Annotated in this window: 20 protein-coding genes; 12 read left to right on the top strand and 8 right to left on the bottom strand. The window is 38.2% G+C overall.

The annotated features are described in order from the left end of the window. Nucleotides 1-112 precede the first annotated feature (112 nt). The 4 genes from dhaL to IJS99_08475 are packed head-to-tail and all read left to right on the top strand — an operon-like array spanning nt 113 to nt 3,283. Nucleotides 113-817 carry a dihydroxyacetone kinase subunit L gene (gene dhaL / locus IJS99_08490; GenBank protein ID MBQ7561852.1) on the top strand — a complete coding sequence of 235 codons (705 nt, stop codon included), beginning with the start codon at nt 113-115 and terminating at the stop codon, nt 815-817. Then, a complete protein-coding gene (locus IJS99_08485; protein MBQ7561851.1) occupies nt 753-1,148 on the top strand; it encodes a PTS-dependent dihydroxyacetone kinase phosphotransferase subunit DhaM in 396 nt (131 codons plus the stop codon). Before dhaL ends, IJS99_08485 begins: the two co-directional genes overlap by 65 nt. A gap of 38 nt (nt 1,149-1,186) precedes the next feature. Further along, complete coding sequence (gene dhaK, locus IJS99_08480; GenBank protein MBQ7561850.1) at nt 1,187-2,182, top strand: dihydroxyacetone kinase subunit DhaK; 996 nt, start codon at nt 1,187-1,189, stop codon at nt 2,180-2,182. A gap of 21 nt (nt 2,183-2,203) precedes the next feature. Further along, nucleotides 2,204-3,283 (top strand): hypothetical protein, encoded by a 1,080-nt coding sequence (locus IJS99_08475; GenBank protein MBQ7561849.1) that lies wholly within the window; start codon nt 2,204-2,206, stop codon nt 3,281-3,283. Nucleotides 3,284-3,329: 46 nt separating this feature from the next. Here the strand turns inward: IJS99_08475 and IJS99_08470 are convergent, their stop codons facing one another. From IJS99_08470 to IJS99_08435, 8 genes are all read right to left on the bottom strand, one after another. Further along, on the bottom strand, nt 3,330-4,418 hold the full coding sequence (locus IJS99_08470; GenBank protein MBQ7561848.1) for an FkbM family methyltransferase: 1,089 nt from the start codon (nt 4,416-4,418) through the stop codon (nt 3,330-3,332). A gap of 453 nt (nt 4,419-4,871) precedes the next feature. Further along, the gene (locus IJS99_08465) at nt 4,872-5,426 is read right to left on the bottom strand and encodes a chromate transporter (GenBank protein MBQ7561847.1); all 555 of its coding nucleotides are present in this window, start codon (nt 5,424-5,426) and stop codon (nt 4,872-4,874) included. Beyond that, nucleotides 5,427-5,966 carry a chromate transporter gene (locus IJS99_08460; protein ID MBQ7561846.1) on the bottom strand — a complete coding sequence of 180 codons (540 nt, stop codon included), beginning with the start codon at nt 5,964-5,966 and terminating at the stop codon, nt 5,427-5,429. 53 nt (nt 5,967-6,019) lie between these two features. Beyond that, the gene (locus tag IJS99_08455) at nt 6,020-7,192 is read right to left on the bottom strand and encodes an FkbM family methyltransferase (protein ID MBQ7561845.1); all 1,173 of its coding nucleotides are present in this window, start codon (nt 7,190-7,192) and stop codon (nt 6,020-6,022) included. A 350-nt stretch (nt 7,193-7,542) separates the two neighbouring features. Then, the gene (locus IJS99_08450; protein ID MBQ7561844.1) at nt 7,543-8,082 is read right to left on the bottom strand and encodes a metal-dependent hydrolase; all 540 of its coding nucleotides are present in this window, start codon (nt 8,080-8,082) and stop codon (nt 7,543-7,545) included. Continuing rightward, a complete protein-coding gene (locus IJS99_08445; protein MBQ7561843.1) occupies nt 8,082-8,882 on the bottom strand; it encodes a metal ABC transporter permease in 801 nt (266 codons plus the stop codon). Before IJS99_08445 ends, IJS99_08450 begins: the two co-directional genes overlap by 1 nt. Continuing rightward, on the bottom strand, nt 8,883-9,506 hold the full coding sequence (locus IJS99_08440) for an ATP-binding cassette domain-containing protein (protein MBQ7561842.1): 624 nt from the start codon (nt 9,504-9,506) through the stop codon (nt 8,883-8,885). It abuts the gene before it with no gap. Continuing rightward, nucleotides 9,499-10,320: a zinc ABC transporter substrate-binding protein gene (locus IJS99_08435; GenBank protein ID MBQ7561841.1), complete on the bottom strand. Its 822-nt coding sequence runs from the start codon at nt 10,318-10,320 to the stop codon at nt 9,499-9,501. Before IJS99_08435 ends, IJS99_08440 begins: the two co-directional genes overlap by 8 nt. A gap of 486 nt (nt 10,321-10,806) precedes the next feature. Between IJS99_08435 and IJS99_08430 the strand changes: the two genes are divergently transcribed. The 8 genes from IJS99_08430 to nadD all read left to right on the top strand — a co-directional run bounded on the left by IJS99_08430 (nt 10,807) and on the right by nadD (nt 16,600). Next, on the top strand, nt 10,807-11,322 hold the full coding sequence (locus tag IJS99_08430) for a bifunctional adenosylcobinamide kinase/adenosylcobinamide-phosphate guanylyltransferase (GenBank protein MBQ7561840.1): 516 nt from the start codon (nt 10,807-10,809) through the stop codon (nt 11,320-11,322). 8 nt (nt 11,323-11,330) lie between these two features. Continuing rightward, nucleotides 11,331-11,855 carry a restriction endonuclease gene (locus tag IJS99_08425; protein MBQ7561839.1) on the top strand — a complete coding sequence of 175 codons (525 nt, stop codon included), beginning with the start codon at nt 11,331-11,333 and terminating at the stop codon, nt 11,853-11,855. Nucleotides 11,856-11,864: 9 nt separating this feature from the next. After that, nucleotides 11,865-13,193: an MBOAT family protein gene (locus tag IJS99_08420; GenBank protein MBQ7561838.1), complete on the top strand. Its 1,329-nt coding sequence runs from the start codon at nt 11,865-11,867 to the stop codon at nt 13,191-13,193. Nucleotides 13,194-13,707: 514 nt separating this feature from the next. Continuing rightward, on the top strand, nt 13,708-14,022 hold the full coding sequence (rplU, locus tag IJS99_08415) for a 50S ribosomal protein L21 (GenBank protein ID MBQ7561837.1): 315 nt from the start codon (nt 13,708-13,710) through the stop codon (nt 14,020-14,022). Between the two features lie 7 nt (nt 14,023-14,029). Continuing rightward, entirely contained in the window at nt 14,030-14,365 is a 336-nt protein-coding gene (locus tag IJS99_08410; GenBank protein ID MBQ7561836.1) for a ribosomal-processing cysteine protease Prp, read from the top strand. Next, nucleotides 14,362-14,646 (top strand): 50S ribosomal protein L27, encoded by a 285-nt coding sequence (rpmA, locus tag IJS99_08405; protein ID MBQ7561835.1) that lies wholly within the window; start codon nt 14,362-14,364, stop codon nt 14,644-14,646. Before IJS99_08410 ends, rpmA begins: the two co-directional genes overlap by 4 nt. A gap of 68 nt (nt 14,647-14,714) precedes the next feature. Then, nucleotides 14,715-16,010, top strand: a complete 1,296-nt coding sequence (gene obgE / locus IJS99_08400; GenBank protein ID MBQ7561834.1) for a GTPase ObgE — start codon at nt 14,715-14,717, stop codon at nt 16,008-16,010. After that, nucleotides 16,007-16,600, top strand: a complete 594-nt coding sequence (nadD, locus tag IJS99_08395) for a nicotinate-nucleotide adenylyltransferase (protein ID MBQ7561833.1) — start codon at nt 16,007-16,009, stop codon at nt 16,598-16,600. The genes obgE and nadD overlap by 4 nt, the downstream gene beginning before the upstream one ends. Nucleotides 16,601-16,621: the final 21 nt, after the last annotated feature.

The raw sequence follows: 16,621 nt of genomic DNA, 5'->3' as shown, positions 1-16,621 counted from the left end.
TTCCACGCCGCGCAAATTTTTAAAAACTTGAATCACAAAAATTTTAGTGTAATATTCTCATTAAATCGCACGCAGAATTTATGAATTTATATAAAACGGGAGGGCTATTTCCATGAATATTAATATTTATGATTGTCTTGCTGAAATAGGGAATCGAATCATAGCTAATAAAGATTTTCTCACTGAACTAGACCGCGAAATAGGAGACTCAGATCACGGCATAAACATGGCTCGCGGGTTTGAGGCCGTCAAAGGAAAATTTTCTCCCACTCCTGAAAATAACGACATAGGAGCAGCACTCAAGACAACAGGAATGACTCTTTTATCCAAAGTAGGCGGAGCGTCAGGGCCTTTATACGGGACTGCTTACATGGAAGCGGGCAAAATTTTAGCGGGTAAACACGAACTCACGCCTGAAGATTTCAAATTAGCATTCTCGGCAGCAATCGCGGGAATTCAAAAACGGGGGAAGGCTGTCAGGGGCGAAAAAACTATGTTAGACGCTTTAATACCTGCTTATGAGACTTACTGCGAAAAAATAGACTCGGGCGAAAATTTTATCACAGCTCTTGACTCAGCCTGCAAATCTGCTAATGACGGAGTAGAATTCACGAAAACTATTATTGCTACAAAGGGGCGCGCAAGTTATCTCGGTGAAAGAAGTATAGGCCATCAAGACCCGGGCGCAACTAGTGCCGCAATTACTCTTGAAGCAATTAGAGACTCGCTCAAAACAAGGAGAATAATTTATCATGGTAGGAATTGTAATTGTCTCTCACAGCTGGAAAATTGCCGAAGGTGTATGCGATCTTGCTAACGAAATGGCCGGAGGGAATCCCGGAATTATAGCAGCGGGAGGACTCGAAGACGGCTCAATCGGGACGGACGCTCAATTAATAGCAGACGCAATAAAAGACGCTGATCAGGGCGACGGGGTTGCAATCTTGGCCGATATCGGCAGCGCGATAATGAGTGCAGAGACAGCTATAGAATTATTAGAGGACGAGGGCGAAAATATACACGCAGAAATTGCCGACGCTCCATTAATAGAAGGTGCAGTGTGTGCGGCAGTTGAGGCAGCAGGAGGCGCGACTCTTGATTCTGTGTTGACAGCAGCAGAAGAATCACGTAACGCCTCAAAGTTATAAAATTTTTCGTATTCTTAAGTAAGGAGGAATCAACAATCATGAAAAAATTAATTAATCAGGTCGACAATATTGTCAATGAAATGCTTGACGGAATGACAGCAGCTTATCCGCAATACGTGAAGAGACTCGAAGGCTTTGACGTTCTTGTTCGTGCAAATAAGGCAAATAAGAAAGTTGCTCTTGTCTCAGGCGGGGGATCGGGTCATGAACCTTCACACGGCGGATTCGTGGGCCGGGGAATGCTTGACGGTGCAGTTGCTGGAGCTGTGTTTACTTCTCCTACACCGGATCAAGTTTTTGAAGCGATTAAAGCTGTAGACTCCGGCGAGGGCGTTTTACTCGTAATAAAGAATTACACCGGCGATGTTATGAATTTCGAGATGGCCGCAGATATGGCACGCGATGAGGGAATCAAAGTAGATCAAGTAATAGTCGCTGATGATGTAGCTGTCGAGAATTCAACGTGGACGACAGGACGCAGGGGAATAGCAGGGACCGTATTTGTTCATAAAATCGCAGGAGCAGCCGCCGAATCTGGACTCAATCTTGACGAGGTGAAAAGAGTCGCCGGAAAAGTTATCGCAAATGTCAGATCTATGGGAATGGCCGTTAATGCCTGTACAGTCCCGGCAGCGGGCAAACCTAGTTTTGATTTAGCTGATAATGAAATCGAAATAGGAATCGGAATTCACGGCGAACCGGGGACTCACCGCGAAAAAATTTCAAGCGTCAACGATATAGCTGACAAGTTACTTGATAAGATATTCGCTGAAAATATTTATAATTCCGGCTGTGAGGTCGCACTAATGATTAACGGCATGGGCGGGACTCCTTTAATGGAATTATTCATAGCAAATAAACACGTCAAAGAAGTTCTTGACTCGAAATCTATCAAAGTCGCTAAAACTTTAGTGGGTAATTATATGACTTCTCTTGACATGGAAGGATTCTCAATCACGCTGCTAAAACTTGATGACGAACTCAAAAAATTTTTGAACGCCCCGGCAGATACTCCGGCATTTGTGCAATGTTAAGAAAGTGAGTGAGTTTATATCATGAAAAAATTTGCGTTGATAATTGCGATATTAATATTTTGCGCGTCAAGTTCATTTGCTGATATTAATTTAGAGCAGCAGGTAAAGAATGACTCTCGATTTTCGCCCTATATTGAAGACACTATAAATCACGGCGCGAAATTACTGCCCGGTCGTTATGCTCATGTCGGAGAAGTTGAGGCAAGGACGAGGCGGGAAAAATTTTTAGCTCCTACAAATGTAGTTCTTGAGATTGCGCGTTTCTCAATGCAGAAGGCAGCATATCCGGTGAAAATTGACTCTTACAATGAGAGAAATAATAACGCTTATATGACTCTTGATACGTCCGGAGAAGTCCCGATTTTGAGAACTTTTGCGCAGAACGGCGAAATAATAACAGAAGATTTTGCGGTTGTGATCTCAGACGGGAATAAATACGTCTGGTGCTTATGTTCGACTGAAACGGGAGAAGTGCATTATATTTATCCGTTGAATCATGACTGGTTCCCCGCAAATTGGTACGTGGGCACATGGGACAGTTCAGACGGCATAAATCTTGAAATTCACAACGATAAAATTTTTGCGTCAGGGAATTTTTACGGGACATTCTCAGCAGCTGACAACAGGCTCGAAATCACTACAGCTGAAGGGAAGCGGGAAGTAATTTTTGCTATGATTGACCCTGAGACGGGGAATCTTGTAGCAACTTTTACTAATGCACCGAACGGAATGGGAGAAAACGCCGTAATTTTTACCCGCAGTAGACAGCCTAGAAAGCCGTTACAGCAAATTCAGCCCCGCCCTATGATTCAGCCGAGAATACAGACAAGCCGGCAAGCTCCGGCAATTTACGGCAGATGGGAGTCAGTCGTCGACAATCAAAAATGGGTCATGATTTATGACGAGAATAATAATTATAGAGGCTGGATTAACGGGACTCCTTCTGAATCCGGAGTCTTTCAGTTGAACGGAAATATTTTAACTGGCCGCAATAGTTTAGGAGTAGAATTTACTGCAGAAATCGAAATTTTACAGGCCGGAAATATTTTAATAATGAAATTCCCCGACGGTTCAAGCATAAATTATCACAGAGCACAATAAAAATTTTTCAGCGGGCAGAGCAGCGCAAAACCCTGTCCGCTTTGATTTAGTCGCAGCTTGCATATAAAACTGTTTCAGACGGCGAAGAAGAATAATGACGCAAATAAAATCTATATTCAGGCACAAGCGATAATATATATTCAGGGAGTTCATACATGTCTTCAGGTTTATGGTAAAAGCAAATTATGAGTCTGGGGTGATTCTTGATTATAGCATTCTTTGCACCGATTAAAGATTTTAGCTCGGCTCCCTCAACGTCCATTTTTATTAGTGTGACTCGGTCGTCTTTGACAACAGAATCTATTTTAGTAAGATAGACTGTGCTATTTCCTTCATTACATGTAGACGTTGTAACTCCTCCTGACGCATTTATGTGCAAAATTTCGTCCTTGTCCCATGTACCTTTTTTAATGAGAGTAACTTTATCGCGTAAATCTTTTAGGTTCTCTTCACACTTGGCCACGTTGACTGGGTCAAATTCAAACGAGTAAATTTTTTTGACTTTACCGCCGCCCCATTCTAAAAATTGTTTTGCTGTTGCTCCGTCATAGCACCCCGCATCAATTATAATTTCATCGTCAACTGGATCAAATACATCAAAATATTGTAGGTCTTCTCGTCCTGATCCTAGTCCTCCAGAAAAGATATTAGTCTTATACAGTAAATTTTTATCATACATAAAGCGCAAAAATTTATTTAGATTCTTGTATTTCATGACAGGAATTATTAACTCATTTTCATTTAACGATGGGCTCTTCATAAATTCATCAATCGTTAAAGTTTTGTATTTATCAGCATAATCAGAAGCCTGAAAAAATTTTATTGTATAATCAAATTTATGGCTTTTGCATTCATATATAATCAAGATATAAGAATTACTGAAAGATATATGAAATTTCAAGCCTTGTTTTATTGCTATATCAAGAAAAATATTTCTGTCATGAGTTAATAAATATTTCTCTCGTTCAGACAAGATAAATAGCGATAACTCATCACGATAATACGGACGCAATTTTTCAGCACGTGTTATTACTTCCTGAGCCATCATTTTTCTATGATAAAACCAATAACAACTTTTTGCGAATGAATATAAGAAATCAGGACAATGTTTCTTGACAAAATTCTTGAGACCCATAATAAATAACAGTCCTCCATAAAATAAAATTATTAATAAAATTTTTGTGAATTACTGAATAAATGAGTGAGTAGCAGCAAGTTTCATATAACAACTCGCAATATTTCAGCAATAAATCATCACGACAAAAAAATACCCCCTCGCAAAATACACGACGGAGTAAAAAATTTTTATTTATTCTTGTTATTCTTGTATATGAATTATTCTTGTGATATGCTAAAAGGATATGACAATAGCCGTGAAGCCGTGAAGCCGTGAAGCCGTGAAGCCGTGAAGCCGTGAAGCCGATTATGTCAGAAAATTTTGGCACTGTCAATACTCCTTCTGCTGAAATTTTATTTTATCGCATTATATCATAACTAACTAAAAACTTTGCCAGATTAACGGGGAAAATTTATTCAAGAAAACAAATACGGGCAGAGAATGAATAAATAAATCCCTGTCCGCCTTTATTTAATATTTGAATATAACGCCGATTAAAGCCGACAAAGCTATCCAAATAACAGGGTGAAATTTTTTAGTGAATTTTACAGTGTGAGTGAACATTAATAATAACACAGCCAAATCAACCGAGTCCCAGTTTATATTAAGAAATCGCCCGTCTTGAATAAATACAATTTTAGCAACGAGAAAGCATGCAGCCGTAATCATTGCAGTGCTGGCCGGTCTCATTCCGTAAAAAACTGAATCGACATATTTATTTGTCCTGAAAGCCTGAAGGAACGCAGCAATAATTAATATAATTATCAAGCTCGGAGTAATTAATCCCAGAGTCGCAACGATTGCCCCCGAATATCCCGCAGTCAATTTGCCCGCATAAGTCGCCATGTTTACACCGATCGGCCCCGGAGTCGATTCAGAAATTGCTATCATGTCCGCTAACTGTTCATGAGTAAACCAGCCTGTCCTGTCTGATATATCATATAAAAATGGAAGTGTTGCCATCCCTCCGCCGACTGCAAATAGGCCAGTCTTAAAGAATTCCCAGAAAAGTTTTATATATAGCATTTACTTATTCAACCCCTTTATAAGCAAGCCAGCCGCGCCGGCAAGAACGACTAATATAATCGGTGATACTTTAAATAATATTGTCCCGGCAAGAATTAATATATAAATACAAAGCGTGATTTTGTCAATTATAGCCGAGTTAAAAATTTTCAAGACAGCATTAAATATTAACACACACACACAGACACGGACTCCCGCAAATGCATGTCTCACCCATTCGAGTTCAGAATAAGCGTGAATTATTCCCGATAAGAGTGAAATTATTATAATTGACGGAAATACTACGCCGATTGTTGCAATTATCCCGCCCATAATTCCAGCCTGTTTTTTGCCTATAAAAGTAGCGACATTCACGGCAATAACCCCGGGAGTACATTGTGCGACTGCGTAATAGTCTGTTAGTTCCTGCTCCGCTGCCCAGTGCTTTTTTTCGACGACCTCACGCAATAAAATCATTAACATCGCATAACCGCCCCCGAAAGTTACCGCGCCGATTTTCGCAAAAGTTATAAATAAATCGAATAAAATTTTTATGTTCAATTTATGAGCCCTCCTGAGAAAATATTTTACACTAAGAGAGCTCAATTATTTATTTAATCGCAGCTTGCATATAAAACTGTTTCAGGGCCAGCTGAAGAATAATGACGCAGATAAAATCTATATTCAGGCACGAGCGATAATATATATTCGGGAATTTCGTAAATATCTTCGGCCTTATGATACACGCAAATTGCGAGTCTGGGCTTATTCTTGATTATAGTATTCTTTGCACCGATTAAAGATTTAAGCTCCGCGCCTTCAACGTCCATTTTTATGAATGTAACGCGCTCATCTTTCACTACAGAATCTATTGACGTGAGATAAGCAATATCATTTCCTTCATTTATCATAGAACTGGCTATATCGCCTAACGCATTTATATATATTGTCTCATCTTTGTCCCATGTACCTTTTTTAATGAGAGTAACTTTATCGTGTAAATCTTTTAGATTCTCTTCACACTTGGCCGCATTGATAGGGTCTAATTCGAACGAGTAAATTTTTTTGACTCTATCGCCAGCCCACTCTAAAAATTGTTTTGCTGTCGTACCATCATAACAGCCAGCATCTATTATAATTTCATTGTCGACTGGGTCAAATACATCAAAATATTGTATGTCTTCTCGTCCTGATGATAAATTACCAATAAAAAAATTATGCTTATAAAATAAATTCTTCTTACATGCATAATCAAGAAATTTTGCGCGACTCTTTTTGCTCATAACAATTATAATTAGTTCATCTTCCATAATATTAGAGTCTTTCATGAATTTATCAAGAGATAGAGTCCTTGACTTATCAGATAAGCCCGAAAGTTGTATAAATTTCATCGTATAATCAAAATTTTTGCTATTCTTGTCATCGTATATAACTAAAATATGTGAGTGATTGTATGAAGGGTAAAATTTCCAGCCTTGTTTTACTGCACGATCAATAAAAATTTTTTCGTCATTAGTCAATAAAAGTTTTTCTCTATCAGATAAAATCAAGCGCGATAATTCATCACGATAATACGGCCTTAATTTTTCAGCACGAGCTATTATATTACGTTTATGAATAAGAGTATAAGGAAATTTCACAGTCATATAGCTTGCTTTCAAAAAAGGTAATAGCCAGTCGGGAGCATTTTTCTTGACAAATTTCTTGAGTCCCATAATAAACAGTCCTCCATGATATAAAAATTTTTGTGAATGATGGAATAAAATTTTTTGAGAGAGTTGCAGCAAGTTTTATAGAATATCCCGCAAATTTTCAGCAGCAAATTTTTACGAGCCCCGCCAAGTTCGCAAAATAACTCGCAATCTTTCAGCAATAAATCAGGACAAAAAAATACTCCCTCGCAAATTTCACGAGAAAACAAAAAAATTTTATTTATTCTTGTTAGTCTTGTGTGTGAATTATTCTTGTGATATGCTAAAAGGATATGACAATAGCCGTGAAGCCGTGAAGCCGTGAAGCCGTGAAGCCGTGAAGCCGTGAAGCCGTGAAGCCGTGAAGCCAATTATGTCAGAAAATTTTGGCACTGTCAACACTCCTATTGCTGAAAATTTATTTTCTTGAATTATATCACAATTAATTAAATACTTTGCCAGAATCTATAACAGAAATCTATAAAACTTTTAACAGTGAAGAATCTTACTCCGAAAGCAAATAACGAAATTATCACCGTGCATAACACAAAATTTATTTCTCCGCGACTCATTTGGCCGATCTTCTTTGACATATGGAAAATATGCAGCCCGACCGTACGCTTCCAAGGCCTCAAAAATGGCACTGTCCCGCACCATGCGTCTTCTAAAATATGCAGCAGACATCCCATAAACCAGAATCCCGCGCATGACCATACGTCTAAATGTGCACCCCGTCCGTCAACTAGTGCCGAAATTCTCGGAACTATCCACCCCGAACGCTCAAAACATGTATACGCAAGAAACAGCCACGGCAAAAACCAGTGTGTATAACGCCTGTGATAACGATTCCGCCTTTTACCGAAAAAAAGATACTCGGACGAGTCAGGAAATGTACTGCCAAATAAACTCATTGCAGCTGCTAAAGGTGAGCCCGTCGCTCCTAATACAAATGAAAAAGTTGATATTCTATGTCCTTTACCGGTCATTATTTTATAAACACTTTCACGAGAATTAATATTATTGTATTAGCTAGAATTACTCCCGCACCCGCCGGAATGTTCACAGCAAATGAAAGAGTCAATCCCGCCATAAATGCTATAAACGAAATTATAGCAGAATAAATCACTAAACTTTTGAAGCCTGACGCTAAATTTTTCGCACTCACTGCAGGAAGTATTATCACGCCCGATATTAAAAGAGTTCCCATTATTCGCATACCAGTTACTATTATTAGGGCCGTCAAGATAGAAATTAAAGCCTGATAGAATATTATATTTATCCCCAGTGAACGCGCGTAATCTTCATTATATGTAATCAGGAAAAAGCGATTATAAAATATCACGAACACAATAATAAATATCACCGCCAGAATCACCGCAAAAATTAAATCACTCTCATTCAAGGCCAAGACGCTCCCGAATAAATATGATGACATGTTTGACGCTGAACCCGATAAAGACGAGATTATTACTCCCAGTGAAAGAGCAGCAGACGAGGCTACAGCAATCGCAATATCTCCCGCAGTCTTGAATCTCTCACTAACGAACATGATTATAAACGCAGCAATTATCACAGCCGGTGCAGTTATGTAAATCGCTGAAATCTTCAAAGCCGCAGCAATTGACAACGACGCAAAACCGATTTCTGATAAGCCATGACCTATTAAAGAATAATGCTTTAACACGAGAATAACGCCAAGAATCGACGCACATATTGAAATTAATGAGCCAGCTATTAATGCCCTCTGTACAAATGAATATTGCAGTAAATCAAGAATTTCACTCATTTATATAATTCTCCCGTGCGAAAGTTTTATGACTCTTGAGTCCCTTATGCCGTCCAAATCTGAATCATCATGAGTTACCATTAAGATTAAGCAGCCTTCAGAAATTTTTTTGCGTAAAATCGTGAATAAAATATCATGTGCCTCGCTGTCAAGTCCCGCGCAAGGTTCATCGAGCAGCAATATATCAGGCTCCCCGCATAAAGCACGAGCTATAAATACACGCTTTAACTGCCCGCCTGAAAGAGTCTTTATTTCATGTTCGGCCAAGTCTGAAATTTTTAGCTCATTCAATAAATTTTTTGCGAGTTCCTTATCATGTTTTGAGTAAAAAATTTGTCCCGGTCTCTGTGTACCAGTTAATATTATTTCTATGACTTTCGCCGGGAAGTCCCTGTCAGCCTCTTCTATTTGCGGAACGTATGAAATTCTGCCGAATCTCTCAATTTGCCCCGAACTTAACGGAATAAGCCCGGCAATACCCCGAATTAGAGTACTCTTCCCCGATCCGTTAGTGCCCGTAATAAATATCATTTCGCCTGAATTTGCTTTCAGTGAGACATTATTTATTATTAACTTGTCAGCATATTTGATTGTTATATTATCGAGATTTAATCTTTCATTCATCTAATATAGTTTTAAGCGAGTCAAGATTACTGCTCATAATTTCAAGAAATGAGTCATCTTCTGAAGACGTGTGAGCAGTGTTAAATATTAAAATTTTCGTGTCAGTCTCGTTTGCAATCGAGCGCGTTATTTGTGAAATTCCGAACTTGTCAGCAAGAATATATTTTGTCCCGTTTTCGCGGATAAATTTTATAATCTCTGCAACTCGTTTAATTCCCGGCTCGTTCTCACCGTCATAAGCTGAAATATATTTAAACTTGTAACGCTCAATAAAATATTTACAGGCAAATTCACCGGCAAAAACAAGAGTTTTATTTCTGGGAAGGCTCATAAATTCCGAGTCAAGTTCTGATAATTTACTCAAAAATTTTTGCGCATTCTCGTTATAAATTTCTGCGTTATCGGAGTCAACTTTAAGCAAGCCCATTAAAATATTTGCGGCCATGTGCGAGGCTTTCTGCATGTCCATCCAAATATGAGGGTCATTATTAATTAATTCTATATTTTGCGAGGCGTTTATTATGTGAGTCTTCTCAAGTGAGTGCGAAATTTTTCCGGCCCAGTGTTCAAGCTCCGGCCCAGTGTAAATAAATATATCTGACTCATTCAAGATTAATATATCGCGTGTAGAAGGCTCAAACTCGTGAGGCTCCATTCCCGGACGTAAAAGCAGCTTTATATTTGCATGATCTCCGGCAATCTCCCGCGCAAAATCAAACACAGGGAACGAGCTGCAAGTTATCAAAATTTTTGCATGAGCAGTTGAAATCATAATTAACAAGAAAGATATTATAATTATTACTCGTCTAATCAAACAAATTTTACTCCTAAATAAAGATTTTAAGCTATTATACTTGATAAAATGAGTGAGACAAAATTTTTATAGTGTTAAAGCGAGAATTTACGGGAATAATTACGGACAGGCATATTATTATAACAAGTGAGACAGCGATATTTTACGAACGGACATATAATTTATTAGGCAGCTGGCAACAACAGGCGGGAATAAAAATTTTTGTGAATATTTGCGAATAATTACGAGCGAGACAGCATTTAACATGATAAGGCGATATTTTACGAACTAGCAATATAATTTTTACACATTAAGACAACGGACGGGCGCATTATTATAACAAGTGAGACAGCGATATTTTACGAACGGGCATATAATTTATTAGGCAGCTTGCAATAATAGGCGGGAATAAAAATTTTCGTGAATATTTGCGAATAATTACGAGCGGGCGTATATCATAGAAATTATTATTACAAACAAGGGGGCAAAGGGGGCAAAATGTTTATATTGATTTCAGGATCAGCAGGCAGCGGAAAGAGTTTTATTGCTGAGAAATTATTAACCGGCTCGAAAAAAATTTATATAGCTGCGTCAAAAATTGATAATAACGATAATGAAATGCTCGAACGTGTAAAGCGTCATAAATTAATGAGGGAAGAACAAAATTTTATAACGATCGAAAAATATAATAATCTCTCAGAAATCGCCGAGTCCTGTCATAACTCAAGCGTCTTAATAGAATCCCTAACAGCTTTGACAGCTAATGAAATTTTTGACGGTGATAATACAAATAATTCTGACTCTGTAATAACAAAAATTTTTGATGACATAATGAGCATAAAAGCTATATCAAATAATTTAATTCTCGTATCAGATAATATATTTTGCGACGGGGTAATTTATGACGGCTTGACGGAGCTTTATATAAAGACTCTTGCTGAACTCATAAAAAAATTTGCGCACGAATCTGATGACACAATAGAATGTTTTGCGGGTTTGAGTTTTCACTACAAAAATTTATAATTATTATCATGAATGAACAATCGGATTTAAATTTTAATATCGGCTCTGACTCTGAAAGCTCGGACTATCAGAATCTATCTTATCAAATCTTGGCGAAAATCAACACTTTATCGCAAACGGGATTTGAGCAGCTTATTACTGACCTGTTAATCAGAATGGGCTATGAAGTCTACAAGAACGCACGGAGACGCACGGCAAGTTCAGCGATTCAGGGCATAATAGTTGAAGACAGGCCGGGCTATAATCCGATTTATATTCAAGCAAGAAAGCTAGAAAAGGGCAGCATTATAACAAGCTGGAATATGCAGACATTCGGAGACGCTGTAACACGCAAGGCAGGGAGGGGACTCCTCGTAACAAATGCAAGTTTTTCAAAGCCTGCACAAGACTACGCAAAGGAGAAACATATAATCTTAATCGACGGGCATATTTTAGTAAGGCTCATGATAATAAATAATTTCTGCGTCAATGTCCGTGAAGTCGTCGAATTCAAATCAATAGATCCGGCAGCTTTCAAAGATTATGAGATTTAATATTTAATCATGATAAATAATAATATAATCACGTTTATAATTTTTGCGCTTGTAATAATATTTCTGTATCACGTTACTTGTAATTCACTAAAAAAATATATTTTGCTGGCCGGCAATGCTTTATTTTATGTGAGTATTGCTGCAAACTGGGAAGTAATTATAATTTTTTCATGCGAGATAATTTTTTCGTATTATATGGCGTTATTATTAGCTCGTTATAGAAATAAAATTTTCTTGACCCTTGCTATTATTCCTGTTGTCTTGACTCTAGCATTCACAAAATATAATTTTATTGCTTCCGGATTATTTCACGAACACACTCTAAAATTAATAATTCCCGCCGGAATCTCATTTTATACGCTCAAGATAATTATATTTTATATGGAAATCTATAACGGAAAAATTAAGCCAGTCCCATTAATTGACTATATAAATTATATTTCGATGTTCACGCAGATTTTGAGCGGGCCTGTCATGCGGATAAATGAATTCACACAAGATTTGACGCGCTTAGAATTTAATTATATATCTGCAAAGTCGGGGGTTTTCTTGATTCTTGCCGGGCTATTCAAGAAATTATGCGTTGCGAACATGATAACAAGTTATGTTAATTCTATACACGGGAATATTTCAGGAGTTCCGGGCTTGAGTCTTTGGCTGGCTGCGTTCTTATATGCGATTGAGATTTACGCGGATTTTTCGGGCTGGTCGGATATTTCTAACGGTTTAATGAAAATTTTAGGCTTTAGAGAGACAAGAAATTTTTACGCGCCCTATTTCTCAAGCAAAATAAAAGAATTCTGGACTCGCTGGCATATTTCTTTCTCGTCATGGCTTAGAGATTATATTTATATACCACTGGGCGGGAGTCGCTGCAGTAATTTACGCAAATTTATAAATGTAATCATAACTTTTCTAGTTTCAGGAATTTGGCACGGTTCGGGAATAAATTTTTTATTATGGGGAATTTCTCACGGTTTATGCGTATATTTTATTAGCAGGAAAAATAAATTTCTTACGTTCATTATAGTAATTCTTTTATGGGTGCCATTCAGGGCTATAAATTTTAACGCGGCAATAAATTATTACTCATGCATGATAACAAATTTTGATATTTCACTAAGCGCGATAACGAACACGATTTTAATTTTTACGGGCGATAATACCTGCGCAGTGTATGCAGTGATTTTATTTGCTGAAATATTTATATTATTTCTTTATGATTTGGCATTAACTAGAGAAAAAAATTTTTCGGGAATATTCACGTTTATATTTGCAGTGATGATTATATTATTCGGACGGGTCGGCGAGTCTGCGTTTATTTATGCCCAGTTCTAAAAATTTTATATTCACGCGCGGGACTCATTGAAGGCCTGAGGGAGCGAATAATTTTATTTTTTGCGGCAAATTTTTATGTGAATCAAAAATTGCAATTATACGAAAATTTTTAGATCTGTGAGTGATTGCTATATCTTGAATTAAAACACTTTTTTGTATTAGTAAATGTATTAGTAAAATTTATATTTCCTGCTTGAAAAATTTTTATTTACGTCGGACATTATATCATTCTTTAACGAGCTTTCACGTAATAAATTTAGTGCGATAATTTTTGTGCTTATGAATATTTGCAATCACTGAAATAATATTATATTCTTGTAGCTGTAAATGTAGCTGTAAAAATTATATTTCCTGCTTAAAATTTTTATTTGCGAGAGTCATTATATCACGCTGTTATACGCAAATATTTATTTATTCTGTTATAATTTCTTGCATAACATAAACGCTTGACAAGGGCATTTATTGAATCATGAAATCATGAGCCTTTATCAGCGAAGGAGGAAAAATTTTTATCATGTATGCAGTAATCGAAACAGGCGGCAAACAGTACCGCGCAAGTGTCGGCGATAAGTTCAGAATCGAGAAATTACCCGGCGAAACTAGTACAGAAATAGTATTCGACAAAATTTTAATGGTAGCTCCGGACGAGGGCAGCGCAAAATTCGGAACTCCCTATGTTGACGGCGCAAGGGTTACCGCTGAAATAGTCAAGCAGGCAAGATCCGATAAAGTTCTCGTTTTCAAGTACAAAAGCAAGAAAAATATTCGCAAAATGCACGGCCATAGACAATATTTTACTGAAGTCGTGATTAAGAGTATTGACGCATAAATAAAACTTGATTCAAGTAAAATTATTTTATCAGGACAAAATTTTAAACGGGATTGAGTGTTCGGGTCATTCAGGTTCGGCGGAAAAGGGTCAAGATATTATCTGTGCTGCTGTATCGGCTTTAATGCATTCTTTGATACTCGGACTCGATGATATTGCGGAAGTCGACGGCCTAAAATATTTAATAGATAATAAAATTCCCATAATGCGAATCACTTGGCCTGTTAATGAGAGCGAGAAAATATTTTTATTGACTCTGACAATCGCAGAATCTTTAAAGCAAATCGCCCGGCAAAATCCCGAATTCGTGAAAGTAAAATTTAACTCGGAGGTCAGCAAATGAAATTCTTTGATTTACAGTTTTTTGCGCATAAGAAGGGGCAGGGCAGCTCCACGAACGGACGCGACAGTCAGCCCAAATATCGCGGGATTAAAGTTTTCGCGGGTCAGACAGTAAACGCCGGAAGCATTCTTGTTAGACAGTGCGGGACAAAAGTTCACCCCGGCAAGCACGTAGGACTCGGACGCGATTTCACGTTATTTGCGTTAGTTCCCGGAAAAGTCAGCTATCACACTAGACAAAGCAGAAAATTTGTCTCAGTTGAGCCGGCCCCGGTTGAGTAAAAATTTTTGTTGATGGTCAATAATGCCCCGCTTGAATGGGGCAAATTTTTTTATCAGAATATATATACATGAAATTTGTAGATTTAGCAGAAATTTTCATAAAAGCAGGTCGAGGCGGCAACGGTGCAATGAGTTTCAGGCGAGAGAAATTCATTCCTAAGGGCGGCCCAGACGGAGCAGACGGCGGCAAGGGCGGAGATGTAATTATTGAGGCAGTCGGCGGTATAGTTACACTTGCTGATTTCGAGTATAACAAAAGATTTCAGGCAGGTAACGGCGGGCATGGCTCAGGAGCTTTACGAACCGGCGCAAATGGTGAAGACTTAAAAATTTTTGTGCCGTGCGGGACTCTTTTACGGGACGAGAATAATAATATACTCGCTGATTTGACGGAACCGGGACAAAGTTTTATCGCTGCACATGGAGGCAGAGGCGGAAGGGGCAATACTCATTTTGCAAGTTCACAGAGGCGCGCTCCTAAATTTGCCGAAAAAGGAGACCCCGGCGAGGAAAAAAATTTAACTCTTGAGCTTAAATTAATCGCTGATGTAGGACTCGCAGGATTCCCTAATGCCGGCAAATCAAGTATCTTAGCTGCAATAAGCGGGGCAAAACCTAGAATCGCCGGTTATCCATTTACGACTTTAACGCCGAATCTCGGAGTCCTTGCTGTTGATGATGCTCAAGTAGTAATTGCTGATTTACCCGGCCTAATTGAGGGAGCTCACGAGGGGAAGGGACTCGGACTTCAATTTTTGCGGCATGTTGAGAGAACTAGAATTTTATTACACGTCATTGATTTATCGCAAAATGATCCGGTTTCAACTTTTGACGCGCTATTAAACGAGTTCAAACAATACGGAGCAGATTTATATAACCGGCCTTGTATAGTAATCGGGAATAAAATAGATATAGCAGGCACTGAGTCAAATTCTGAAATCTTGCGCAATTACTCACAAAATTTAAATATGCCATATATCAGCGTGAGTGCTTTAACAGGCGAGAATATCCCGGAATTAATAAAGCAAATTGCCGGCTTAGTGAGAAGGACTCCGGCTGTTAAACTCGATTATGACGCAAATAAAATTATTGAGCTTCCCATGAGAAAGAGATCCAGCAAATCATCCCGTAAACCTGTAAATATAATTAGATTATCTGATGGCTCATTCAGAATCGAACATGAAAATTTTGAGAAGGCCGTATCACGAATTAATTTCGATCATGAGGACTCATTAAAGAAATTTGCGGGCCTGTTAAAATCTCTCAAGATAGAAGAGGCTTTAGAGGCTGCGGGAGCTCGTGAGGGCGATAAAATTTACATAGGCGGCGAAGAATTTAATTTTGAGCCTGAAATAGTAACATGAGAACGGGAATAATGGGCGGCACATTTGATCCGATTCATTATGGGCATTTACTGGCCGCAGAAGAAGCACGCAGAATATTAAATCTTGAACGTTTAATCTTTGTACCGACCGGAGATCCCCCGCATAAAGTAAATAACCGCGTTACTCCGGGTGAAGACAGATACGCAATGACTCTTTTAGCTACGGCCGGAGTTCTTGAATATTCAGTCTCACGCACAGAAATTGACAGGCAAGAGTCATCTTATACTATAGACACATTAAGAGAGTTCGTGCAGTCAGGAATTAATCCCGGCGAGCTATTTTTTATCACTGGGCTTGATGCGATGCTCTCTATTACGACATGGTTTGAATTCGAGAAAATTCCCGAATTATGCACACTCGTTACAGCAAGACGGCCTGGTTATCCTGTTGACGGAATAGAGAGACTCCCGAAATTTATACGCGATGATTTAAAATATATAGAGATCCCCCAGTTCGCAATATCGAGTACTGAAATTCGCGAGCGTGTGAGACAAAATAAAGGAATTCGTTTTCTTGTGCCTCACTTAGTGGAAATCTATATAATGTCAAATAATTTATATAAATATTAATTTTTTCAAGAGGTGATTATC

Source organism: Synergistaceae bacterium (genome assembly GCA_017444345.1).
Lineage (GTDB): Bacteria > Synergistota > Synergistia > Synergistales > Aminobacteriaceae > JAFUXM01.
Note: the sequence above shows the minus strand (reverse complement) of the source record. Positions and strands in the feature narration are given on the sequence as shown.